This is a genomic window from Rhizobium sp. YJ-22 (assembly GCF_029601685.1).
GTDB lineage: Bacteria > Pseudomonadota > Alphaproteobacteria > Rhizobiales > Rhizobiaceae > Metarhizobium.
The window spans coordinates 148502-170902 of record NZ_JARRIR010000007.1; the positions used below are offsets into that span (position 1 = coordinate 148502).

Here is a 22401-nt window from a genome sequence, read left to right on the forward strand (position 1 = left end):
CCGGACGTGCTGTCCTGATTCGCTGCAGTCGAAAAGTCGCGCACGGCCATCAGCCGAAGCGATCGGTTCTTCAGCAATTGTCATTTCAGTCACCTCCGGCTTTCTGTTAAGCCGGATTCGGCCGCCCCTCCGGCCGGTTCAGCCCAGCGAGACCGTTTCGTGACCATGACCGATACTTCGACCGTCGCCAGCCGCAGCCGCATGGCGCTTGCCGCCTTGTTGTTCGGCAGCGTCTGCATCAGCGGTTCGCCGATTTTCGTGCGCCTGTCGGAAGTCGGCCCGATGACCACGGCTTTCTGGCGGGTGGCGCTGGCGCTGCTGCCGCTTATCGTATGGACGCGGATGACGCCGCCGGCCGATCCCGTGCGTCCACAGACGTTCCGCGACCGTTTCCTGCTGGCGCTGCCCGGCGTCTTCCTCGCCGGCGATCTCGCCGCCTGGCACGTCGCCTTGCATGTGACGTCGGTCGCCAATGCGACCCTGATCGCCAACATGGCGCCGATCTTCGTGACGCTGGGCTCCTGGGTGCTGTTCCGGGCGCATGTCAGCCGCCTCTTCCTGGCCGGGCTGGGGCTTGCCTTTATCGGCATCGTCACGCTGAAAGGCGGGCCGATGGCGCTCGGCAACGGCGATGTCGGCGGCGACCTTCTGGCGATCCTCGCCGCTATCTTCTACGCCGGCTATATCCTCACCATCGGAAGGCTGCGCAGCCGTTTCTCGACGATGACGATCATGCTGTGGAGCACGTCGTCGGCCGCCGTCTGCATGTTGCCGATCGCCCTGGTCTTCGAGCAGGGCTTTATCCCGGTGACGCTGTTCGGCTGGGCGATCCTGCTCGGCCTCGCCTTCTTCAGCCATGCCGCCGGCCAGGGGCTGATCGCCTATGCGCTCGCCTTCCTGCCGCCCGCCTTCTCGTCGCTGACGTTGCTGTCGCAGCCGGTCGTCGCCGCCCTGCTCGCCTGGATGGTGCTGAGCGAGCCGGTCGGACTGCTGCAGGCCATCGGCGGCATCATCGTGCTCGCCGGCATCATGGTGGCGCGGCGCGGCTGAGCGCGCCGGAACATTTAGGCCCGTAGGGCCTCGGAGGGGCTGGAGCGCAAGGCGACCAGCGCCGGCACCAGCGAGACGAGGGCGGCGCCAAGCCCGATGCCGAGGGCCAATGGCAGGTCGGCGCCGGAGAACTCCACCGGCAGGCGCACGGCGGTGCGCGCCGTCAGCAGCGCCGAGATCACCCGCGCGGCGGCATAACCGCCGGATATGCCAAGCGCCGCACCGGCGGCAAACAGCAGGAACAATTCGCCCCAGACGATGACCACGATCGAGCGCTTGGGGATGCCGAGCGCCCGCAGCGCCCCGATCTGCCGCCGGCGCGCGCCGACATGCATGATCGTCACCAGCAGGATGGCGGCGACGACGATGGCCTGCGTGCCGACCGCAATCGCCAGCAGCAGGCTGCGCATGTCGCCGAGCGTCGCATAGAGGCGGGTCAGGACTTCGCCGGGAAAGACGGCCAGCGTCGTCTCGCCGCGATATTCCTGCCGCAGCCGGTAGGCATCGGCGATGGTCTTCGGTTTGACCAGAACGGCCGGCAGGCCGGGCATGTCGGCGTCGAAACGTTCGTCGATGGGCGCCGCGGGATCGACATGGCCGTGCTCGTGATGCGCCTCGCTTTCGCCGGCTTCGGAAGCATGGTCGCCGTGATCGTGCTCATCATGCTCGTCATGGCCGCTTTCCATGCCGTGCAACTGCCAGACGGCGCGGATCGGCACGAGGATCGCCCGGTCCCAGGCGGTGCCGGTGGGGGCCATGCGTCCCGTTACGGTATAGGCGAGTTCGGTATGGGTGTGGCCGCCGGTCTCGGCCGTGCCGTGCATCGGCTTGATCTCGGCTCCCCCGGGCATCGGAACTTCGGCGCCGAGCACCGCCTCGCCAAGCCGGGCGAAGGCGCGGCCCTCGGCAAGCTGCGGCGAGAGACTGGCGATCAGCGTCGTCGTGGTCCCGACGACCGGGAAACCGGAGGCGGAATCGCCAAAGCCGACCGGGGCGGCAAAGGCGACGCGCGGATCGGCTGCGAGCTTCGCCAGCACCGCACCCGGCATCAGCGGCAGGGGCGCCGGCTGCAGGAAGACGGCAGAAAGCGTCAACTGCGTCTCGCTGCCGGCGGCGCCGACCACGAGATCGAATTTTTCCGCCGCCCGCGCGCTGCCGAGCCGCACCGCGCGCTCCTGCAGGGTCACGACGGTGCACAGCGCCACGGAGAGCGCGATCAGCACGACGACGGCGAGCGCGCCGGCGCGAAAACGCCTGATATCGGCAAGGATGAATCGGATCATGTCTGTGGCGTCCCGGCGCTGTCCTCGTCGATGCGGCCGCCCGAAAGGCGGATGCGGCGGTCGAGCCGTTCCATCACCTGCGGATCGTGGGTGACGACGATCAGCGTCGCCTTTTCCTCGGCGGCAAGGCGGATGATGAGGTCGGCGACCTCGTCGCCGGTGCGACGGTCGAGATTGGCGGTCGGCTCGTCGGCGACGAGCACGCCGGGGCGCGACAGCAGGGCGCGAGCCACCGCCACGCGCTGCATTTCGCCGCGCGACAGGGTTTCGATGGCTTGTTGCGGCCGGCGGATGCCGATGGTGTCGAGCAGCATGGCGGCGCGCTCCGCCTCCGGCCGCGCCAGGCGACGCGCCAGGCGCACCGGCAGAACGACGTTCTCGAAGGCGGACAGCCCGGGAAACAGATGGAAATCCTGCATCACCAGCCCGATATGCCGGGCGCGGAAGGCATCGCGGCGACCTGACGGCAGGCCGGCGATATCGGTCTCGTCCCAGCGGATGACGCCGCTTTTCACCCGTTCGAGGCCGGTGATGGCATTGACCAGCGTGCTCTTGCCGGAGCCGGACGCGCCGGTGACCGCCAGCCGCCCGCCGGCCGCCAGCGCAAAATTGCCGATCGCCAGCGCCGGCGTTTCCAGGCCGGGAAAGCGCATTTCGAGATCGCGGATCGAAAGCGACAGCATCAGACGGTATCGAAAGAGGCGTCACGCAGGCGAAGCTGGCTGACGAAACCGGTTTCGGGATCGGTCCATGGGCCGAATTCGAGGGTGCCCTGGGCGGCGATTGGTGCGTTGTATTGCACGAAGGTCTGCTTGGCCCCGAGATAGACGACGACGATATTGTCCGGCCAGTCCGCATCCGAGGAGCAGAAGGGGCAGAGCGACATCGGGATTTCGGTGAGCACGAAGAAAGCCGCCTCGGCCTTCAGGGGCGGCGCCATGAAGCCGCCGATGGAAACGCTTTGCCCGCTCAGCCGCTTCACCTTGTCGGAGAATTGCAGCCCGAGCACGCCGAAGCTTTTATAGAGCTCGTCGAACCCAAGGGTTTCTTTCGCGCGCGTGCCGCCGGCGGCGAGCAGCAGCGGCAGCCCGGCCATCGCCTGCAGGGCGCGGCGGCGTGAGAGAGGCGGGATCTTTCCTGCGATCATGGCAAAACCTCCAAACGGCTGCGAACAGGCGGATTCAGCGCCTGTTCGCGAGGTGTGGGGAACGCTTACTTCTTCGGCGCGCCGAGCGCGAAGGCATCGGCGAGGGCGCGATAGACGTCGCTCTGTTCCATGTAGCCGGTCAGGCCTTCGACGCCGGGGCCGGCGGCCTGCAGCACGATGTCGTCGACGGCATGGACGCCCGTATCCTCGTCGCGCGGAATGTTGCCTTCGACGAAGACGGCGCCGGGAACATCCTTATAGGCTTCGTTGGCGACGTATTCCTTCTTTTCGTTCTGAATGGCCGGAACGAACACGCCATCGAGCTTCGGACGGAAGGTTTCGTAGTGGTCCGGGCCGTTGTTGGCGGCCATGAACAGGCGGCGCGAGACATCGACGCGATCCGGATAGCCGTCGCCGTCCTTGTCCTCGTAGTTCGGGAAACCGGCATTGTCATAGGTGCCGACCTTTTCGCGCATCTCGGTGCCCGGCTTGTCGTCGTCGACGGTGCCGATGATGGCGACGCCATGCGTATGGTCGCCGGTGACGACGATCAGCGTGTCGGGGTTCCTGGCGGCGAATTCGCGGGCGACGCCGACGGCCTTGTCGAATTCGATGGTTTCGACGAGGGCGCGATCCCAGTCGAGCGGATGGCTCATCTTGTCGATCGAGGCGCCTTCGACCACCAGGAAGAAGCCTTCCGGGTTCTTCGACAGCTTGTCGAGGGCGGTCCTGGTCATGTCGACGAGGCCGGGCTGGTTCGGGAACTTGTCGACCGTGCCCTTCTTGAGGAACGCGCGGTCGAGCGTCACGTCCATGTTGCCGGTGTGGAACAGGCCGAGCAGCTTGTCCTGGTTGGAGCCGGCGGCGGCGTCCAGTTCAGCCTTGTCGGTGGCCAGCGCATAGCCGGCATCCTTGAACAGGGCGATGTAGTCCTTGTCATCCTTGCGCTTGGAGCCGGGAACGTCCTTGCCGAGGAAATAGGCCGACCCGCCGCCGAGCAGCACGTCGGGCTTGACGTCATAGAGCATGCCGACGATCTGGGCCTTGTCGCCGCGCTTGCGGGTGTGCGAAACGACGGCGGCCGGCGTGGCGTCCTCGACCTCGGCCGTGGTGACGATACCGATCGACTTCTTGGTTTGGCGGCGCAGCGCCTCGCCCATGGTCTCGACCTTGGGGTCGTCGAGGCTGTCGGGGGTGCGGTCGGCATAGACGCCGAGCGCGTTGACGCGTGCCTTGTGGCCGGTCATGTAGGCCGACATGGTGTTGGCGCTGTCGGTGGCGATCGAATGCGTCGAGGAGGTGCCGATGAAGGCGACCGGCGGCACGTCGTCCATGTTCAGGCGGCCGTTGGCCTTGCCGTCGGCCATGCCCTTGGACATGATGCGCGCGCCGGTGCGGTGGGCGACCGACAGGCCGTCGCCGAGCAGGAAGATGATGTTCTTCGCCTTGGGCGTCGCGGCGGTGGTATAGACTTCCCAGTCGACCTGCTTGTGCTGGTCGCCGGCGGTGGCTTCGATCTTGTAATGGCCGGCTTGCGCAATCGTCAGGCCGCGCAGGATGAGGGCGGAACCGAGAACCTTGTCCTCCTTGCCCTTTTCCTCGGCGACGAATTCGGCCTTTTTGCCGAACACGGTTTCATAATCCTGGCCGTTGACGGTGACCTTGACGTCTTCCGGCTTGACCACGCCGTCGAACTCGACCTTGAAGTCGAAGGGCGAGCCGGCAAGGACCGTGGCGCGGTCGAGCGGATAGATGGCGGCGGCCTGCGCCATGCCGGACAGCATGGTGGCGGATACCAGGGCGAGAAGGAGTTTGCGCATGCGGGAGGCCTCGTCGTTGCTCGTGGGTTCGCCACTCCCATAGAAACCGCATGTGACATGCATATTACGCTCGACAAAAACACGTCTTGAGGAACGCGATTTGTCGGCAGGCCGGGCCGGAACGGGACATCCCGGCGCGCTGCCGCGCCTTGGTCGAAAATCCCTGCATTACGTGTTTGCCGACGAGATTGCGTCGCTTGTCTGGCTGGCGGCAATGGCCTTTGCGAAGACGTGGCCTGGCTTCCGTGTCAGCGCTATCCGGCGGCGCGCAAGAGCCGCCGGATAGTTCATTTCCAGGAAAAGTGCTTGGCGATTTTCCGTTCGGAAATGCCCTTGCGTTAAACCTTGGCCTCAGACGCCGTCGATGACGCGGACCCAGCCGTGGCGGTCGTTGCTGACGCCGCGCTGGATGCCGACGAGGGCTTCGCGCAGCTTGGACGTCGCCGCACCCGTCTCGCCATTGCCGATCTTGAATTCGCCGCCGTTGAACTTGACGGTGCCGATGCCGGCGACGACGGCGGCCGTGCCGCAGGCGAAGGCTTCCACCAGCTTGCCGCTTGTCGCATCCGCCTTCCACTGCTCGAAGGAATAGGGCTGCTCGTTGACGGTGAGGCCTTCTTCGCGCGCCAGCGCGATCAGCGAATTGCGGGTGATGCCGGGCAGGATGGTGCCGCCGAGCGGCGGGGTGGTGATCGAGCCGTCATTCATGACGAAGAAGACGTTCATGCCGCCGAGTTCCTCGACCCAGCGATGCTCGGCGGCATCGAGGAAGACAACCTGGTCGCAGCCCTGCGCCGAAGCCTCGGCCTGGGCGATGAGGCTGGCGGCATAATTGCCGCCGCATTTGGCCGCACCGGTGCCACCCGCAGCAGCGCGGGTATAATTCTCGGACACCCAGATTTTGACCGCCTTGGCGCCGCCCTTGAAATAAGGGCCGACCGGCGAGGCGATGACGCAGAAGATATATTCCTTCGACGGGCGCACGCCGAGAAAGGTCTCGCTGGCGAACATGAAGGGGCGCAGATAGAGGCTGCCCTCGCCCTGCGGGATCCACTTGGCGTCGATGCGCACCAGCTGCTCGACGGCATCGAGGAAATCGGCTTCCGGCAGTTCCGGCATCGCCATGCGGCGGGCGGATTCGTTGAAGCGGCGGGCGTTTTCTTCCGGGCGGAAGAGAACGGCGCGGCCATCGGCGCGGCGATAGGCCTTCATGCCCTCGAAGATTTCCTGGGCGTAATGCAGCACGCTGCTGGCCGGATCGATGGCAAAGGGACCGCGTGCCAAAACTTCGGGCGAATGCCAGCCCTTGTCCGCGCTCCAGCGGATCACGGCCATATGGTCGGAAAACAGGGTTCCGAAGCCGAGGTTTTCGAACGCCTTGAGGCGGTCGGCTTCCGGCATGGGGTTGGCATTGGGCTTGATGTCGAAGGTCAGGCGCTCGGCTTGCATGGGGATCATCTTTCAACTCGGATGGCGCGCAAATTGCCGCCTCGTGCAGCAATTTGCAACCGGATTTGCATCGGTTTCGAAACACGTATCCGCGAAGCGGTACGCCAATCGTGACCGACCTGCAAGGGGTCCGTCAGCCGTTGACGGCCTCAACCAGCCGACGGCAGGCCGAAACCAGATCGTCCTCCTGCAACAGCGCCCCGCCGACGAGATACATGACATCGGCGCCATAGGCCTCGCGCATCTCGGGGATGCGGGCAAAGGTCATGCCGCCGCCGGGGGCGGGCACGATTGTTTTCGGCCCGCCGAGATCATTGGCGCAGGCATCGGCAATCGAGCGGCATTCCGCGCGGGTAAAACCGAAGCGGCCGCCGAAATTGGGATAGACGACGGCATCGACGCCCATCAGCCGCTGCAGCGTGCCGAAATAGACCCGGTGCGCGAAGCCGCACTCCGGCGAGACGACATTGGCGCCGGAAAAGGCCGGATGCGAGACGATGGGCAGCGAGAAATCCGGATGGGCGGCGAGGCTGCGGGCGGCGTCATAGCCGGTCAGCGCCGGGGCGATCATCACCGCTCCTGCCCCCGCCTCCTCGGCCATCAGGGCGCGCTCGACCATCTCGCCGGCGGACGCCGTGATGTTCGGCACGAAGCTCGCCTTGCCGCCACTTTCGGCATTGGCCTCGCCGACGGCGTTGACGCAAGCCGCCAGCCGCTCGGCGAAGGGCGAGGTGTGCTGGTCGACCAGCCCGTGATCGTCCTTGACGTAATGCATGCCGCCCAGCGCGAAATCATGGGCGCGGCGCGCAAGTTCCGAAACCGGCAGACCGACCGGCTTGATCGCCGACATCAGCAAAGGCTGGCGGCCGATGCCGGCGCGGGCGCGCAGGCCTTCGATGCCGTGGCGCGGGCCGGGGCAAAGCGAAAGGATAGCCGGCGAAAGATCGATATCCTCGACCTTGAGGCCCGGCTTGATCGAGCTGTTGCCGAAGACGATATTGAGCAATTGCAGGAAATCGCCGCCGACATCGTCGTCGCTGTAGGAGATCGTGGCGACGAAGCCGGGGCGGCCTTGCGCGTCCGGGCGAAGCGCCTCCAGCCGGCCGAGGATTTCGTCCTCGACATAACCCGAGGGCACGACGTCGCGGGGTATCTCCACCGTCTGCTCCAGCGCGATGTCGAGTGCGCGGGCCTTTGCCTCGGCCTCATCGACGGCGCGGATGTAGTAATCGACGTGGAAGCGGCCCATCAGAGCGCCTCCGCCTTCTGCGCCGAATGGACATGGTCGAGGCGCACTTCGGCCAGTTCCTCCTCGCCGATGCCGAGCGCCTTGCCGGTCAGCGCCTCGATGGCACGCACCAGCGCCCCGGCATCGAGGCCGTATTTCTTCATGAGGTAAGGTTTCGACGCCCCATGGGCGAAAGTGTCGTCGAGGCCGAGGCGCTTCAGGCGGATGCCGAGCCCTTCCTCCGCGACGATCTCCGCCACCAGCGAGCCGAGGCCGCCGACGATGGTGTGGTTTTCCAGCGTGACGATGCCCTTCTTGCCACGCGCGGCCTTCAGCAGCGTGTCGCGGTCGAAGGGTTTGAGGGTCGAGGCATGCAGGTGGTGGATGCCGATGCCACGCGCGGTGAGCGCCTGCGTGGCGCGCAGGGCTTCCTCGGTGCAGACGCCGGAGCTGACGACGAGGATGTCGTCGCCTTCCGAAAGCGTGCGCAGCCGGTTGAATTCGAACGGCGTCGAAAACAGCCGCGGCACCTCGCCGCGCAGGATGCGCACATAGACCGGCCCATCGATGGCGTCGGCGACCTCCAGCACGGTCTCGACTTCGGTGGCATCGCCGGTTTCCAGAATGGTCATGTTCGGCACGGCGCGCAGCACCGCGATATCCTCGATCGCCTGATGGGTGATGCCGCCGGGCGTGGTGATGCCGGGCAAAAACCCCATCAGCCGCACCTTGCGGTTGGAATAGGCGATGGAATTGATCAGCTGGTCATAGGGCCGGCGGTAGAGGAACACCGAGAAGGTGTGGATGAACGGCCGGTAGCCCTGCATGGCCAGCCCGCCGGCAAAGGACAGCATGTTCTGCTCGGCCATGCCGAGCGACAGGAATTGGTCCGGATGCCGGTCGCGAAAACCATCGACCTCACACGAGGATGTCAGATCCGCCGAGAGGCAGAGGACCTCGGGACGGGCGGTAGCGAAGGTTTCGAAGGCCTTGGCGTAGGGGCGATTGACGATTTCGACCATGGTCAGGCCCTTTCCTGCAAGTCTGCGGCGTCGATGCCGAGTTCGGCCGCAAGCGCTGCCTGCATCTCCAGCCGTTCGTCGGCGCTCTTGAAACGGACGTAGTGCAGCCGGGGGAAACGTTTCTTGAGAAAATCCATGCCCTGATAGGGCGAGGTATTGGCGAGGATGACGAGCGGTTTTCCGGCTTCCGCACTGGCGGCGGCATCGCGCAGCACGTTCAGATCATGACCGTCGACCGAGCGGCAGGTAACGCCGAAGGCGGAGACGCGCGCGGCGAGATCGCCGAGATCGAGCACCGAGGACATGGCGCCATCGCATTGCTGGCGGTTGACGTCGACGATAACGCGGATGTTGTCGATCTTGTGGTAGCTCATCGCCGCCAGGCATTCCCAGGTTTGGCCCTCCTGGAATTCGCCGTCCGACATATAGACCCAGACCTTGCCGGGCTCCTTGTTCCGCGCCCGTGCCCAGGCGATGCCGGAGGCCATGGACAGGCCCTGCGCCAGCGAGCCGGTGGTCACTTCCATGCCGGGGCTGTGCTCGGCGCCGATCATTTCGACCGAACCGCCGTCCTTGTTGAACAGATCGAGCGCCTGCTCGTCCATGCGGCCGGTCTCGATCAGCGCCGAATAGATCACCAGGGCATAATGGGCCGGCGAGATGATGAAGCGATCGTATTCCGGGCCGGCCGGTCCGTGATAGCCGGCGCCGGTGAAGGCATCCGGATTGTGCGCCGAGGGCACGCCGGCAAAGGGCAGCGGCACCTTGGGAAGGGTGGGTTCGCCGAGCGTCAGCAATTCGTTGTAGAGAAGCGCCAGGCTTTCGGCGGCCGAGCAGGCTTGGCTCAGATAGCCGCCATTGTTCTTCATCGTGTGGAAGAAGACGCGGCGGCGGATGCCGAGCGCGATGTCTTCCGTGGTCTTCTGGTTCTGCAAGTTCATCGCTCTCAGCTCCGTTCGGGGAACATCGCCTTCAGCCCCTCCGGCGAGGGCGTGGCGATGCCGCGTTCGGTGATCAGGCCGGTGATGAGGCGCGCCGGCGTCACGTCGAAGGCCGGATTGGCGGTGGGGCTGCCTTCGGGGGAGACGCGCACGGTGGTGATGGCGCCATCGGCGCCACGGCCCTGCACGAAACTGACCTCGTCGCCGGCCCGCTCCTCGATCGGGATCTCCTTGACGCCGTCATGCACCGTCCAGTCGATGGTCGGGGAAGGCAGCGCCACGTAGAAAGGCACGTCGTTGTCGCGGGCGGCCAGCGCCTTCAGATAGGTGCCGATCTTGTTGCAGACGTCGCCATTGGCGGTGGTGCGGTCGGTGCCGACGATCACCATGTCGATGTCGCCGTGTTGCATAAGATGGCCGCCGGCATTGTCGACGATCAGCGTGTGCGGCACGCCGTGGCCGTTCAGCTCCCAGGCGGTGAGCTGGGCGCCCTGGTTGCGCGGCCGGGTCTCGTCGACATAGACATGCACCGGAATGCCTTCCTCGGCCGCCATGTAGATCGGCGCGGTCGCCGTGCCGTAATCGACGGTGGCAAGCCAGCCGGCATTGCAATGGGTGAGGATATTGACCGGCTCGCCCGGCTTTTTCTGCCTGGCGATCTCGCGGATGACGGCGAGGCCGTTGGCGCCGATGGCGCGGTTGAGCTGCACGTCCTCCTCGGCGATCTCGCCGGCCTTGCGATAGGCGGCTTCGGCACGCTCGTGGGGGGGAAGCGGGCGCAGGAACGTGCGCATCGCCTCCAGCGCCCAGCGCAGGTTGATGGCGGTCGGCCGCGTTTCGTGCAGCTCTTCCCAGACGGCATCGAGATGGGCGTCCGATGGGTCGTCGGCCATGGCGATTGCGACGCCATAGGCGGCGGTGACGCCGATCAGCGGCGCGCCGCGCACCCACATGTCGCGGATGGCGGTGGCGACATCGGCCACCGTCTTCAGGGTGACCACACGGAATTCATGCGGCAGCCAGCGCTGGTCGATGATGTCGACCGCGCGGCCGTCCGCATTGAGCCAGATCGTGTGGTAATGACGGTCTGCGACTTTCACGACAATGTCTCCCTGTAGAGCCGTTCGGCGGTGGCGCGGATATCGGCAAGGCTCGAAATGCGCTCCCGGTTGACGGCAAGATGACGCCCGAGCTTCAGCGCCTTGCTTTCGCAAACGGCGCGGCGATCCGGATCGGCGATGGTTTCGAAATCGGCATTGTGGGCAAGGCCGAGGATGCGGCGATGCATCTCGACGCCGGCAAAGCCGAGCATCTCGCGCCAGATATCGTCAAGAACGATGGTCAGCGCCTGCTCGGCGCCCAGCGGATCGCCGCGATTTTCGAACAGGCTCGCCTGATAGAGGATGCCCTTGCGCTCGCTGCGCCACAGCGCCGAAAATTCCGCGCGGAAGGTGTCCCAGATCGTCTCGACGGTGTCCATCAGATAGGCGCGCATCGCATCGCGCCTGCCGGCTTCGGCCTCATGGCCTTCCTGCGAAAAATAGCTCATCCAGAAATTGGCGAGCAGCATGCCGACATCGAAGCCGACAGGGCCGTAAAAGGCGAATTCGGGATCGATGACGCGGGTGTCCTCGTCGGTGACCATCACCGAGCCGGTGTGCAGGTCGCCATGGCAGAGGGTTTCGGCCTTGGCGGAAAACAGGTGTTTCAGCCGCTGCGCCTCGACCTTCAGGTCGCGGTCGCGGCGCAGCTCCTCGACCAGCCCGTCGAGCTGCGGCGTGGTGTGGCGGTTGAGCGTCGCCTCGAAATAGGGATCGGAAAAGACGAGGTTTTCGGTGATGTCGCAGAGTTCGACATTGTCGGCGAACAGCGCCACATCCGCCTTCTTCTCGCGCGTCGGCATCGCAAGATCGGAGCCGCGAAACAGGGTGCGGGCGCAAAACAAGCCGAGGTCGCGGCCGATCCTGGGCAATTGCCGTCCCTCGATCAGGGCGCGGCGCAGGATGACGTGCGGCGTCAGGTACTCCATGACAATAATCGCCTGGGCCTCGTCGAAGAAATCGATCTCCGGCACCATGCCCGGATCGCGCGCCGCCTGGCGCTTCAGCGCATGATATTCGAAGAAGGAGCGTTTCAGCGGCAGCGGCCAGCTTTCGCCGACAAGGCGTACATAGGGCAGCGCCTGCTTGACGATGGCGCTGCCCGTCTCCCCGGTGACAATGAAGACGAGGTTGAGGTTGCCGTCGCCGACCTCGCGCACGCTCCAGCGGCTCGAATCCGCGCCGATGCGCGCCTGCAAGGCCGCGTTGCCGCCCAGCCGCGCCGGCAGCGTTTCGATGCCCAGCGCTTCGAAAACTTGCTCGTTCATAAACTCCTCCCGATTGCCGTCGCCTGGCGCTTCGCCACGCGCCGTCCCGGCCTCCTTGGCGCACAGGTAAGGCGTCATTCTGTCAATTGTCAATGGCCTTGACATTTGATGGGAGCCCGGCCTAACGTGCCGGCCATGGGGAGGAGATCATGAGCGAACCGGCAGTGTTCCGCATCGAAGGCGTGCGCAAATCCTTTGGGACCATCCCGGTTCTGAAGGGTGTTGACCTCGATCTGCGTCCCGGCGCCGTCACGGTGCTGATGGGCGCCAATGGCGCGGGCAAATCGACGCTGGTGCGCATCCTTAGCGGCGTCTACGGCCGCGATGCCGGGGCGATGACGCTATCCGGCGAAAGCTTCGAGCCGGCAACGCCCGCCGAGGCGATCCGCGCTGGCGTGGTCACCGTTCACCAGAACATCAATGACGGCGTGGTCGCCGATCTCGACGTCGCCACCAATCTGACACTCGACCGCTTGAACGGCCGCGGCGCGCGCCTGTTCTTCAATCCGCGCCGGGTGCGGCGCGAGGCTGCCGCCGTTGCGGCCCGCATGGGTCTCGCCATCGACCTCGCCGCCAATATCAACGACCTGACGCTGGCCGACCGGCAGATGGTCGCCATTGCGCGGGCCATGGCGCATGAGCCGCAGGTGCTGATCCTCGATGAGCCGACCTCGTCTCTCTCCAGCGCTGAGGCCGACCGGCTGTTCGATCTCGTCGACCGGCTGCGGGCGCGCGGCGTCGCCATTCTCTATATTTCGCACCGCATGTCGGATATCCGCCGCCTTGCAGACAGCATCGTCTCGCTGCGCGACGGCCGCATCGCCGGCCGTTTCGAAGGGCCGGAGCTGGATTACGAAGGCGCTGTTAACGCCATGCTCGGCCAGAAGGTGTCGGCCGGCAGCGTCAGCGTGCGCGAGGCCGGCGCGCCGGTGTTTTCGGTGCGCGGGCTGACGCTGCAACCGTCCTCCCGCCCCTTCGATTTCGATCTCGGCGACGGCGAAATCGTCGCCGTCACTGGCCTTGTCGGCGTCGGCAAGACGGCGCTGGCCGAAACCCTGTTTGGCGCCCGGGCGCCGGTCGGCGGGGCGATGACGCTCGACGGCACGGCCTACCGGCCGACCAGCACGGCGCAGGCGATCATGCGCGGCGTCTTCCTGGTCGCCAAGGATCGCGCTGAAAACGGCATCGTGCCGGATTTCAACATCGCCGAAAACATCGGCCTGCCCTTCCTCAAGCGCCTGTCGCGGCTCGGCATTTCCAGCCGCGCCCGCGAAAAATCCAAGGCGCGCGGCCAGATCGAGGCGCTCGGCATCGTCTGCCGCAGCGAGCGCGACGAGATGCAGACGCTGTCGGGCGGCAACCAGCAGAAGGTCATGGTCGGGCGCTGGCTTTCCGAACCGTCGCGGCTGCTGATCCTCGACGAACCTTTCCAGGGCGTGGATATCGCCGCCCGGCGCGATATCGGCGCCAAGCTGCGCGCTTCGGCCACCGGCCGCGCCACCATCGTTTTCCTGACCGAACTCGACGAAGCCTTCGAGGTGGCCGACCGCATCCTCGTCATGTCGGAGCACACCATCGTCGGCGAGCACCGCAATGCGGCTGTCGATGTCGAGCGGCTCCTGTCGGAGATCGCCGGTCATCCTTCCAAGCAGGTATCCGCATCATGAGCAGTCAACACAGCAAGCCCGCCTCTCCCTCCCTGCCGGCCACATCGGTCCGTGCGCCGATGGGCCTTCGCGAACTGGCGATCAAATACGGCTTCATCGTTCTGCTGCTCGGCCTCGTGGTCTATTTCTCGCTGGTGACCTCGGGCTTTTCGTCGCCGCAGAGCGCTGTCTTCATCCTGCAATCGGTGTCGATCACCGGCATCCTGGCGCTCGGTGTTACCGCGACGTTGGTTGTCGGTGGCTTCGACCTGTCCATCGGCTCGGTCGCGACCACGGCGATGATGGCCTCGTCCTACGTCATGGTGGTCATGGGCGGCGATGCGCTGACGGCCACTCTGGTATGCCTGGCCATCGGCGTGCTCGTCGGCCTGATCAACGGCGTCATCATCGTCTATATGCGCGTGCCCGATCTGCTGGCGACGCTCGGCATGATGTTCCTGCTGCTCGGCCTGCAACGCATTCCGACCGAGGGCCGCTCGATTGCCACCGGCATGACCATGCCGGACGGTTCGGTGGCGACCGGCGCCTTCAGCCCCGCCTTCCTGGCGCTCGGCCGCCATCGCTTCGATCTCATCCTGCCGAACCTCGTGCCGGTCTCGGTCGTGGTGCTGGTCGTGCTGGCGATCCTGATCTGGTTTTTCCTCGAATATACCCGTTTCGGGCGGATGATGTATGCGGTCGGCTCCAACGAGCGTGCGGCGAGCCTTGCCGGCGCGCCGGTCAATGCCTACAAGATCTCGGCCTATGTCATCTCCGGCGTCTTCGCCTCGATCGGCGGCATCCTGCTCGCCGCCCGTCTCGGGCGCGGCGATATCGCCTCGGGCAACAACCTGCTGCTCGATGCGGTGGCTGCTGCGCTCATCGGCTTCGCCGTGCTGGGCGCCGCCAAGCCGAATGCCTTCGGCACCGCCATCGGCGCGCTGTTCGTCGGCATCCTTTTGCAGGGCCTGACGATGATGAACGCGCCCTATTACACCCAGGATTTCGTCAAGGGCGCGGTGCTCGTCGTCGCCCTGATCTTCACCTTTGCGCTCTCGAAAAGAGGCAAACGCTGACGGGAAAATCCCGCTGCCGCCAAGAGACTACCGTTCACCAGTGGAGGAGACTGACATGAACTTTACACGCAGAGCATTCGGTGCGCTGACGCTCGGCCTCGCCAGCACCGTGGCCTTCGCCACCGGTGCTTTGGCCGCCGACATGCCGAAACCGTTCGACAAGCCGGGCGACGTCAAGATCGCGCTGGTGCGCTATCTCTCAACCGGCGACTTCTTCCAGTCCTATCTCGCCGGCGTCGAAGCCCAGGCGAAGGCGCTCGGCGTCCAGCTTCAGGTGCTCGACAGCCGCCAGGACGCCGCCCTTCAGGCCGACATGGTCGACCAGGCCATCGCGCTCGGCGTGCAGGGCATCATCATCCAGCACGGCTTGACGGAATCGATGAAGGAAGCCGCCAAGCGCGCCGTCGACGCCGGCATCAAGGTCGTCGCCTTCGACGTCAATGTCGAGAACGACAAGATCCCGCAGGTCGAGCAGTCCGACCGCGACCTCGCCCGTCTGGCGCTGGAACAGGCGATCAAGGACAATGGCGACAGCTTCAAGGCCGGCTATGTCTATGTCGCCGGCATCGCGCCCCTCGACCGCCGCGACGAGACCTGGAAGGAATTCAAGAAGAAGTATCCGGGCATCAACGAGGCCGCCCAGTTCGGCACGATGGACAACCCCATCGCCAATTCCGTCGCCAACCAGGCGCGCTCGGTGATTTCGGCCAACCCCGACATCACCGTGATGTTTGCCCCCTACGACGAATTCGCCAAGGGCGTAAAGATCGCCGTCGACGAGGCCGGCTTGTCTTCCTCCGTCAAGATCTACTCGGCCGACATCTCGACCTCTGATATCGCCGCCATGCGCGAATCCGGCTCCGCCTGGGCTGCCACCGCCGCCACCAACCCGGCCGTCGTCGGTCAGGTCTCGGTGCGCACGCTCGCCATGCTGCTCGCCGGCGAAGACCCCGGCCACAACGTCATCGTCCCCCCGACCCTGATCACCCAGAAGGATCTGAACGACCAGGACATCAAGAACATGGAAGAACTCGGCACCAAGCTGCCGCAATTCGCCCATGCGGACGTGGCGATGCCGGCTTGGATGCCGAAGCCCTGATGGGGGTTTGAGTGTTTGATTGATGAGGGGCGGCCTGTGAGGGCCGCCCTTTTCGTTTGAGTGGGATGGCGGCGTTGTCGAAGATTGTTCGGTGGATTATGCTGGCTCAAAAGGAGTTGCTGCGATGAAACTTCCCGAGCAGAGCGCATCCGCCGGCGATCCGCAGGATGCTGTCTCTGATGAGGAAGTGTCGCTGCTTCTCAAGGTGCTGGCGCTGACCGACCGGCAGGTTGCCGCTGGCAAGGTTCGGCCCGCTGCCGAGGCATTCGCTGAGATTCGCAGACGCCTGCTCCCGCCGTCACGGGCAAATCCCTACTTTTGAAATGAAACGATTACCCCAAAACACCTTCTCCCCTCGGGGGAGAAGGTGGCGGCAGCCGGATGAGGGGGATGTCGAAGGCACATCATCGACGCAAGAGTTCGGCTGCGCCGTCCCCCTCATCCGGCCCTTCGGGCCACCTTCTCCCCGTGGGGGCGAAGGGGTTTTGTGGCACCGCCGCGCCTTATATTCGGCCTTGCTTTGCGTGCGAGGCTTCCTTGCTCCCGGCCGCCCCGCACCAAACTCAGCGCATCGCCGCCGCGATATTGCCGCCATCCACCGTCGTCACGTCGGCGGTGGTGCGTTCGGCCAATGCCTGATGCACGAAGGCCCGGGCGACGTCGTCTGCGGTGACTTCGAGGCCGAGCAGGTTGCCGCCCATGTAGTCCTTGACCGACAGGCCGCGCGCGGCGGCGCGGTTTTCGATCATGGCGTCGTTGAGCAGGCCGGAGCGGATGCGGTCGGCATTGACGGCGTTGACGCGGATATGGTCGGCGCCGTGTTCCAGCGCGTATTGGCGCGACAGGAACAGGGTGGCCGCCTTCGGCAGGCCGTAGGCGCCGAATTTCGCGCCGGGATTGACCGCCTGCTTGGAGGCGTTGAACAGCAGCACCCCGCCGGTCTTCTGCTCTTTCATGATGCGCACGGCATTCTGCGCCACGCTCTGGTGGGCGAAGAAGTTCAATTCGAAGCTCTTTCGCAGCAGGGCGTCGTCCATGGTGGCGATGGGGCTTTCCCAGGCCGCACCGGCATTGGAGACGACGATATCGACGCCGCCATAGGTCTCGACCGTCTTCTCGAAGGCGGCGCGGACGCTCATCGGATCGGTGACATCGCAAGCCAGGCCGATGGATTGGTTGCCGACCGTTTTCGCCACAGCGGCAGCCCTCTCGCCGTCGAGATCGAGCACCACCACATGCGCCCCCTCCGCCGCGAAGGCTTTTGCGACGGCGGCGCCGATGGCCCCTGCCCCGCCGGTGACCAGCGCCACCTGGCCGGTAAACGGTTTCGGCCTGGCGCCGGCGAGCTTGGCCTGTTCCAGCGACCAGTATTCGAGATCGAAGAGATCGGGCCGGCTGACCGGCTGGAAGCGGCCGACGGATTCGGCATCGCGCGCCGCCTCGATCCACATCTCGCCGACATCGGCGGCGATGTCGGCATCCTTCAGCGTCCGGCCATGGCCGAACATGCCGAGCCCCGGCACCAGCGTCAGGCGCGGCATCGGATCGAGCATGATGCGCTTGAGGTCGTCGCGGGCGTCGTTCTCCTGGAAATAGCGGGTGTAGTCATTGACGAAGGCGGCGACTCGGGCGTCGATCACGGCGCGGTAGGAAGCGAGATCGTCCGCCGCCGGGGCCGGCAGCACCATCGGCCCGGTCTTGATGCGGATCGACAGATCCGGCGTCGACACGCCGCGCGCCGCCATGTCTTCCACCTCAGCCGCATTGACGAAATCGAGGATCGCGGGCGAGGTGCGGAAGACGCTGACCATACGGTCGTAACGCCCCTCCCCCCGGTCGAAGGCGACGGCGCCGCGCAGCATCGGCGCGATCTCGGCCGGTGTTGCCAGCGTTTTCGGAAGTGCTGCCGGTGTGAAGGGAGGGCGGCCGTTGCGCCGCACATGATCCTCCGCCAGCGTGACGTAATGGATCATGCGGTCATAGGCTTGCTTCGCCGTTTCGCCAAAAGTGAAGATGCCGTGCTTGTCGAGGATCAGGCCTTCCACGCTCGGATCCTGCTCGAAAACCTCCGCCGCCGCCTTGGCGAGCGCGAAGCCGGGCATGATATAGGGCACGAAACCCATCTTTTTGCCGAAGAGTTTTTCGCTCATCGCCCGGCTCTCCGCCTGGTCGGCGATGGCGAGGATGGCGGTCGAATGGGTGTGGTCGACGAATTTATGCGGCAGGAAGGCGTGCAGCAGCGCCTCGACGGAAGGGTTGGGCGCGGAAATGTCGATGAGATTGGCGCGCAGCAGCGTCACCATGTCCTCGTCGGAGAGTTTTTCGAATTTGCGGCTTTTGAGAAGCGGCGCGATCTTGACCGCCGGCAGGCCGGCGGGCTCGATGGTGCCCATATCCCAGCCGCTGCCCTTGACGCAGAGTACCTCGTAGGTATCGCCGAGCAGATCCTGCATCTGGGTCTTCACGGAGGTATTGCCGCCGCCATGCAGAACCAGGCGCGGCTCGCCGCCAAGCAGGCGGGTGGTGTAGGTGCGTAGCGCAAGATCGCGGTTCACGCCCTTTAGCGCATAGGCCTCGACCACATGTTCGGCGTCTTCGTCGCGCCAGAGATTGTCCATTGCCGTCTCATCCTCCCGAAAAACCGGCCCGGCCGGCTGCGGCAGGGCGTATGATGCTGTTTCAATCCGTCGACGGAATCCTGCCCAGTCCTTCCCGGCCCCAGCGTTCGAGGACGCGGCGCGCCATCGAGGTGGTGACGATCAGATGCGAGGCGAATCCCCCCTTCAATGCCGCGACCAGCGGCTCGAACTTCGCCTCCTCCTGCACGACCATCATGCGCTTGCGAATGGCGCGCATGGACTCCAGGTCGGCGGAAATGCAGCGGCGGTTATGGGCGCAATTCAGCCATTGCCCGTCATGATCGATGAGTTGCCCGGCGATGACGCCGGCGGCGCCCTCCTCGCCGAGGCGATGCATCTCGGCCGCGCTCAGCGCACCGCACTTCACCAGATGGCTGTCGTCCTCGATGCCGCCGACCGAATAGAGCGCCAGATGACAGTCGGCGATGGTGTCGAGCTGCTCGCGGATGACCGGCTCGCCGCGCAGTTCCTCGGCAAGGCGCTCGGAGGACAGGACCAGCGGCGCATAGAAATTGATGCCCTCGGCATTCAGCCGGCGGGCGATTTCGGTGGTGCACTGGTCGGGGCGATAGGAATAGGGTGCGCCGAGATTGCCGCAGAGCTGCACGACGGTTACGCCGCGCAGATCGGCAAACGGCATGACGTCGGCGATGTGATAGACCGTGCGGCCCCAGGCGACGCCGACGCGGTCGCCCTTGTTGATCAGCTCCAGAAAGACGGAGGCGGCGACGACCGGCATTTCGGCGGCCGGATCCATCGCCTGCCGGTCCTCCGGCACGATCCACACCGCCTTCAGCCCGGTCGCATCCTCCAGCTCACGGGCAAGAACGTCATCGGTGAAAAGCTCCGTCGACGTGGTAATGTTGACGATGCCCGTCTCGCGCGCCCGGCGCAGATACATGGCGACGGAGGCGCGCGATATCTCCAGTTTCTGCGCCACTTCGTCCTGCCGCAGGCCGTGGCTGTAGTAGAGCCAGGCGGCTTTGTGCATGATCTGGTCAGCGGCGCGAAGAGGCATGGAAGGGGTCTCGATGGGCAGGCTTTGACATTATTCATGCGCTGTGACAAAAGTCAAATCCTTCCCGCCCCGTCTTTTCCAGCGATTGCCCGCGCCGGATCATGGACGCCTGAGGCCGCTTCACGCTAGGATATTTCCGACAGCGCCGGGTCATATCCGGCCGGAGGGAGGGGGCCATGCCGGTACAGCTGAAGCGGATTTACGACGAGAAAAGCCTGTCGGACGGCCAGCGTATCCTCGTCGACCGTCTGTGGCCGCGCGGCATGTCGAAGGCCTCGGCCGGGGTGGATCGCTGGATGAAGGAAATCGCGCCCAGCGCCGAACTGCGCAACTGGTTCGGCCACAAGCCGGAGCGTTGGGAAGAATTCCAGAAACGCTACCGCGCCGAGCTGCGCCAGAATCCGGCCCTGGAGGAATTGCGGGCAATGGCGCAGCAGGGCATGGTGACTCTGCTATACGCGGCGAAGGACCAGACGCATAACCACGCGCTGGTGCTGCAGGATATGCTGAGGGATCGCTGACGGTCTCTTGCCGGCAGGTGCTCGGAAGGGTTCCTCAGCCCATGCGCTCCGAGGCATAGGAGCCGGGGCTGGCCGGGAAGACGACGGTGCGGTTGCCGTTGATGAAGGTGCGGTAATGGATATGCGCATGCACAGCGCGCGCCAGAACCTGGCTTTCGACATCGCGGCCGATCGACACGTAATCCTCCGGGCTTTGCGCATGGGTGATGCGCGCCACGTCCTGCTCGATGATCGGGCCTTCGTCGAGATCGGCGGTGACGTAATGCGCCGTCGCCCCGATCAGCTTCACGCCACGCTCGAACGCCTGCTTGTAGGGATTGGCGCCCTTGAAGCTCGGCAGGAAGGAATGGTGGATGTTGATGACCCGGCCCGACATCTTCTGGCAGACGGCATCGGACAGTACCTGCATGTAGCGGGCGAGAACGATGAGTTCGGCACCCGATTGCTCGACCACGTCCATCAGCCGCGCCTCGGCCTGCGGCTTGTTCTCCTTGGTCACCTTGATGTGGTGGAAGGGGATGTCGTGGTTGACGATGACCTTCTGGTAATCGAAATGGTTGGAGACGACGCCGACGATGTCGATCGGCAGCGCGCCGATCTTCCAGCGATAGAGCAGGTCGTTGAGGCAATGGCCGAAGCGCGACACCATCAAGAGCACCTTCATGCGATGGGCGCCGTCATGGATCTCGGCATTCATGTCGAAGCGCGTCTTCACCGGCTCGAAACCATCCTTGAGCGCTGCCAGCGACACGCCTTCCTGGCTTTCGAAGGTCAGGCGCATGAAGAACAGGCCGGTTTCCAGGTCGTCGAACTGCGACGAGTCGGAGATGTAGCAGCCCTGCTCGGCCAGATATCCTGATATCGCCGCGACGATGCCGCGCGTCGATTTGCAGGAGACGGTGAGGATATAGGTGGTCATGGAAAAAGCCTCGGGAGGGAGGAAGACGATCAGGCGGCGCGCGCCGAGCGGGCCAGCGCCTTGAAGGCCATTTCGCGCGTCAGGATGCCGGCGACCGCGCCGCCCTGGGTGACAACAAGCGCATCATGGGCGGCGAGCAGCGGGAAGCACTGGCCGATGGCCGAGCCGGCATCGATGGAGGCGGCCGGCACCGCATCGCCGCCGCGCCCGCGCGTCAGCACATGCGAGGCCTCGCCATCGACGACCACGACGCCCGGATGCTCCTTGAGCAGCACGGCGAAGCGTTCCGGCGTCGCCTCGGCCCGCGACAGCACCGGCACCTTGGTCACCGCCTCATGGGCATAGAGCGCCCGCGACAGATCGACCTTGCGCACGAACCGCTCGACATAATCGTCGGCCGGGCGGAAGAGGATTTCCTCGCCGGTGCCGACCTGGCGCAACTCGCCGTCCTTGAGGATGGCGATGCGGTCGCCGAGATGCAGCGCCTCGTCGAGATCGTGGGTGATGAAGATGATCGTCTTCTTCAGCCGCGCCTGAATGTCCTTCAGCTGTTCCTGCATGTCGCTCTTGATCAGCGGATCGAGGGCGCTGAAAGCCTCGTCCATGAGGAGCACATCGGCCTGCGTCGCCAAGGCTCGGGCCAAGCCTACGCGCTGCTGCATCCCGCCCGAAAGCTGGCGCGGAAAGCGGTTTTCAAAACCCTTGAGGCCGACGAGTTCCAGCTGCTCCATGCCGCGCGCCACCGCCTCGCGGCGGTTCACGCCCTGCAGGATCGGCCCGCAAATGGTGTTTTCCAGCACCGTCTGGTGCGGCAGCAGGCCGAAGCGCTGGAACACCATGGACATGCCGTTGCGGCGGAAGGCGAGCAGCGCCTTCGCATCCATCTCCATGATGTTGCGTCCGTCGACGAGGATGCGGCCGGCAGTCGGCTCGATCAGCCGGTTGAAATGGCGGATCAGCGTCGATTTGCCGGAGCCGGACAGGCCCATGATGACGAAGGTCTCGCCGTTGCGGATCGAGAAATCGATATTGTTGAGGCCGACGACGCAGCCGGTCTTCTGCAGCACCTCGGCCTTGCCGGCGCCTTCGCTGAGCGCGATCAGGGCGGCATCGGCACGCGGTCCGAAGATCTTGTAGACCTTGTCGACCTGGATTTTCACGTTTGAAGCGGTCAC

The 22401-nt window shown here is 65.2% G+C and carries 20 protein-coding genes; 6 read left to right on the forward strand and 14 right to left on the reverse strand.

The genetic code is table 11. From position 1 onward, the window contains the following. The first annotated feature begins 165 nt into the window (after window positions 1–165). Window positions 166–1050, forward strand: a complete 885-nt coding sequence (locus P7F60_RS17365) for a DMT family transporter (RefSeq protein ID WP_277919191.1) — start codon at window positions 166–168, stop codon at window positions 1048–1050. Between the two features lie 14 nt (window positions 1051–1064). Here the strand turns inward: P7F60_RS17365 and P7F60_RS17370 are convergent, their stop codons facing one another. From P7F60_RS17370 to mtnK, 10 genes are all read right to left on the reverse strand, one after another. Continuing rightward, window positions 1065–2333, reverse strand: coding sequence for an FtsX-like permease family protein (locus P7F60_RS17370; protein ID WP_277919004.1), 1269 nt, complete (start codon window positions 2331–2333; stop codon window positions 1065–1067). Further along, window positions 2330–3016 (reverse strand): ATP-binding cassette domain-containing protein, encoded by a 687-nt coding sequence (locus P7F60_RS17375; RefSeq protein WP_277919005.1) that lies wholly within the window; start codon window positions 3014–3016, stop codon window positions 2330–2332. Before P7F60_RS17375 ends, P7F60_RS17370 begins: the two co-directional genes overlap by 4 nt. Next, window positions 3016–3480, reverse strand: coding sequence for a hypothetical protein (locus P7F60_RS17380; protein WP_277919006.1), 465 nt, complete (start codon window positions 3478–3480; stop codon window positions 3016–3018). The genes P7F60_RS17375 and P7F60_RS17380 overlap by 1 nt, the downstream gene beginning before the upstream one ends. 65 nt (window positions 3481–3545) lie before the next feature. Further along, window positions 3546–5300 carry an alkaline phosphatase gene (locus P7F60_RS17385; protein ID WP_277919007.1) on the reverse strand — a complete coding sequence of 585 codons (1755 nt, stop codon included), beginning with the start codon at window positions 5298–5300 and terminating at the stop codon, window positions 3546–3548. Window positions 5301–5651: 351 nt separating this feature from the next. Next, window positions 5652–6749 carry a branched-chain amino acid aminotransferase gene (locus P7F60_RS17390; RefSeq protein ID WP_277919192.1) on the reverse strand — a complete coding sequence of 366 codons (1098 nt, stop codon included), beginning with the start codon at window positions 6747–6749 and terminating at the stop codon, window positions 5652–5654. Between the two features lie 133 nt (window positions 6750–6882). Then, window positions 6883–7998, reverse strand: a complete 1116-nt coding sequence (locus tag P7F60_RS17395; protein ID WP_277919008.1) for a RuBisCO large subunit C-terminal-like domain-containing protein — start codon at window positions 7996–7998, stop codon at window positions 6883–6885. Continuing rightward, window positions 7998–8999: a transketolase C-terminal domain-containing protein gene (locus P7F60_RS17400; RefSeq protein WP_277919009.1), complete on the reverse strand. Its 1002-nt coding sequence runs from the start codon at window positions 8997–8999 to the stop codon at window positions 7998–8000. The genes P7F60_RS17395 and P7F60_RS17400 overlap by 1 nt, the downstream gene beginning before the upstream one ends. 2 nt (window positions 9000–9001) lie before the next feature. Beyond that, window positions 9002–9940 (reverse strand): 1-deoxy-D-xylulose-5-phosphate synthase N-terminal domain-containing protein, encoded by a 939-nt coding sequence (locus P7F60_RS17405; RefSeq protein WP_277919010.1) that lies wholly within the window; start codon window positions 9938–9940, stop codon window positions 9002–9004. A gap of 5 nt (window positions 9941–9945) precedes the next feature. Further along, window positions 9946–11040: an S-methyl-5-thioribose-1-phosphate isomerase gene (gene mtnA / locus P7F60_RS17410; protein ID WP_277919011.1), complete on the reverse strand. Its 1095-nt coding sequence runs from the start codon at window positions 11038–11040 to the stop codon at window positions 9946–9948. After that, the gene (gene mtnK, locus P7F60_RS17415) at window positions 11037–12308 is read right to left on the reverse strand and encodes an S-methyl-5-thioribose kinase (RefSeq protein ID WP_277919012.1); all 1272 of its coding nucleotides are present in this window, start codon (window positions 12306–12308) and stop codon (window positions 11037–11039) included. Before mtnK ends, mtnA begins: the two co-directional genes overlap by 4 nt. Window positions 12309–12457: 149 nt before the next feature. Here mtnK and P7F60_RS17420 point away from each other — a divergent pair, with 149 nt between their 5' ends. The 4 genes from P7F60_RS17420 (at window position 12458) to P7F60_RS17435 (ending at window position 16451) form a co-directional block, all read left to right on the forward strand. Further along, complete coding sequence (locus P7F60_RS17420) at window positions 12458–13975, forward strand: sugar ABC transporter ATP-binding protein (protein ID WP_277919013.1); 1518 nt, start codon at window positions 12458–12460, stop codon at window positions 13973–13975. Next, window positions 13972–15030, forward strand: a complete 1059-nt coding sequence (locus P7F60_RS17425; RefSeq protein WP_277919014.1) for an ABC transporter permease — start codon at window positions 13972–13974, stop codon at window positions 15028–15030. Before P7F60_RS17420 ends, P7F60_RS17425 begins: the two co-directional genes overlap by 4 nt. A gap of 55 nt (window positions 15031–15085) precedes the next feature. After that, entirely contained in the window at window positions 15086–16129 is a 1044-nt protein-coding gene (locus P7F60_RS17430; RefSeq protein WP_277919015.1) for a substrate-binding domain-containing protein, read from the forward strand. A gap of 124 nt (window positions 16130–16253) precedes the next feature. Further along, entirely contained in the window at window positions 16254–16451 is a 198-nt protein-coding gene (locus P7F60_RS17435; RefSeq protein WP_277919198.1) for a hypothetical protein, read from the forward strand. 241 nt (window positions 16452–16692) lie between these two features. On the opposite strand, the gene P7F60_RS17440 is transcribed toward P7F60_RS17435, so the two are convergent. Both P7F60_RS17440 and P7F60_RS17445 read right to left on the reverse strand, forming a co-directional pair. After that, complete coding sequence (locus P7F60_RS17440) at window positions 16693–18747, reverse strand: bifunctional aldolase/short-chain dehydrogenase (RefSeq protein WP_277919016.1); 2055 nt, start codon at window positions 18745–18747, stop codon at window positions 16693–16695. Between the two features lie 61 nt (window positions 18748–18808). Beyond that, window positions 18809–19786, reverse strand: a complete 978-nt coding sequence (locus tag P7F60_RS17445) for a sugar-binding transcriptional regulator (protein ID WP_277919017.1) — start codon at window positions 19784–19786, stop codon at window positions 18809–18811. A gap of 176 nt (window positions 19787–19962) precedes the next feature. Here P7F60_RS17445 and P7F60_RS17450 point away from each other — a divergent pair, with 176 nt between their 5' ends. Continuing rightward, complete coding sequence (locus tag P7F60_RS17450; protein WP_277919018.1) at window positions 19963–20307, forward strand: DUF488 domain-containing protein; 345 nt, start codon at window positions 19963–19965, stop codon at window positions 20305–20307. A 34-nt stretch (window positions 20308–20341) separates the two neighbouring features. Here the strand turns inward: P7F60_RS17450 and purU are convergent, their stop codons facing one another. After that, window positions 20342–21226, reverse strand: coding sequence for a formyltetrahydrofolate deformylase (gene purU / locus P7F60_RS17455; RefSeq protein ID WP_277919019.1), 885 nt, complete (start codon window positions 21224–21226; stop codon window positions 20342–20344). A 29-nt stretch (window positions 21227–21255) separates the two neighbouring features. Further along, window positions 21256–22401 carry a betaine/proline/choline family ABC transporter ATP-binding protein gene (locus P7F60_RS17460; RefSeq protein WP_277919020.1) on the reverse strand — a complete coding sequence of 382 codons (1146 nt, stop codon included), beginning with the start codon at window positions 22399–22401 and terminating at the stop codon, window positions 21256–21258.

What these genes read in the sequence shown, in the direction of transcription:
- P7F60_RS17365 (WP_277919191.1), top strand. Translation starts at nt 166, where the DNA reads ATGACCGATACTTCGACCGTCGCCAGCCGCAGCCGCATGGCGCTTGCC.
- P7F60_RS17370 (WP_277919004.1), bottom strand. Translation starts at nt 2,333, where the DNA reads ATGATCCGATTCATCCTTGCCGATATCAGGCGTTTTCGCGCCGGCGCG.
- P7F60_RS17375 (WP_277919005.1), bottom strand. Translation starts at nt 3,016, where the DNA reads ATGCTGTCGCTTTCGATCCGCGATCTCGAAATGCGCTTTCCCGGCCTG.
- P7F60_RS17380 (WP_277919006.1), bottom strand. Translation starts at nt 3,480, where the DNA reads ATGATCGCAGGAAAGATCCCGCCTCTCTCACGCCGCCGCGCCCTGCAG.
- P7F60_RS17385 (WP_277919007.1), bottom strand. Translation starts at nt 5,300, where the DNA reads ATGCGCAAACTCCTTCTCGCCCTGGTATCCGCCACCATGCTGTCCGGC.
- P7F60_RS17390 (WP_277919192.1), bottom strand. Translation starts at nt 6,749, where the DNA reads ATGCAAGCCGAGCGCCTGACCTTCGACATCAAGCCCAATGCCAACCCC.
- P7F60_RS17395 (WP_277919008.1), bottom strand. Translation starts at nt 7,998, where the DNA reads ATGGGCCGCTTCCACGTCGATTACTACATCCGCGCCGTCGATGAGGCC.
- P7F60_RS17400 (WP_277919009.1), bottom strand. Translation starts at nt 8,999, where the DNA reads ATGGTCGAAATCGTCAATCGCCCCTACGCCAAGGCCTTCGAAACCTTC.
- P7F60_RS17405 (WP_277919010.1), bottom strand. Translation starts at nt 9,940, where the DNA reads ATGAACTTGCAGAACCAGAAGACCACGGAAGACATCGCGCTCGGCATC.
- mtnK (WP_277919012.1), bottom strand. Translation starts at nt 12,308, where the DNA reads ATGAACGAGCAAGTTTTCGAAGCGCTGGGCATCGAAACGCTGCCGGCG.
- P7F60_RS17420 (WP_277919013.1), top strand. Translation starts at nt 12,458, where the DNA reads ATGAGCGAACCGGCAGTGTTCCGCATCGAAGGCGTGCGCAAATCCTTT.
- P7F60_RS17425 (WP_277919014.1), top strand. Translation starts at nt 13,972, where the DNA reads ATGAGCAGTCAACACAGCAAGCCCGCCTCTCCCTCCCTGCCGGCCACA.
- P7F60_RS17430 (WP_277919015.1), top strand. Translation starts at nt 15,086, where the DNA reads ATGAACTTTACACGCAGAGCATTCGGTGCGCTGACGCTCGGCCTCGCC.
- P7F60_RS17435 (WP_277919198.1), top strand. Translation starts at nt 16,254, where the DNA reads ATGAAACTTCCCGAGCAGAGCGCATCCGCCGGCGATCCGCAGGATGCT.
- P7F60_RS17440 (WP_277919016.1), bottom strand. Translation starts at nt 18,747, where the DNA reads ATGGACAATCTCTGGCGCGACGAAGACGCCGAACATGTGGTCGAGGCC.
- P7F60_RS17445 (WP_277919017.1), bottom strand. Translation starts at nt 19,786, where the DNA reads ATGCCTCTTCGCGCCGCTGACCAGATCATGCACAAAGCCGCCTGGCTC.
- P7F60_RS17450 (WP_277919018.1), top strand. Translation starts at nt 19,963, where the DNA reads ATGCCGGTACAGCTGAAGCGGATTTACGACGAGAAAAGCCTGTCGGAC.
- purU (WP_277919019.1), bottom strand. Translation starts at nt 21,226, where the DNA reads ATGACCACCTATATCCTCACCGTCTCCTGCAAATCGACGCGCGGCATC.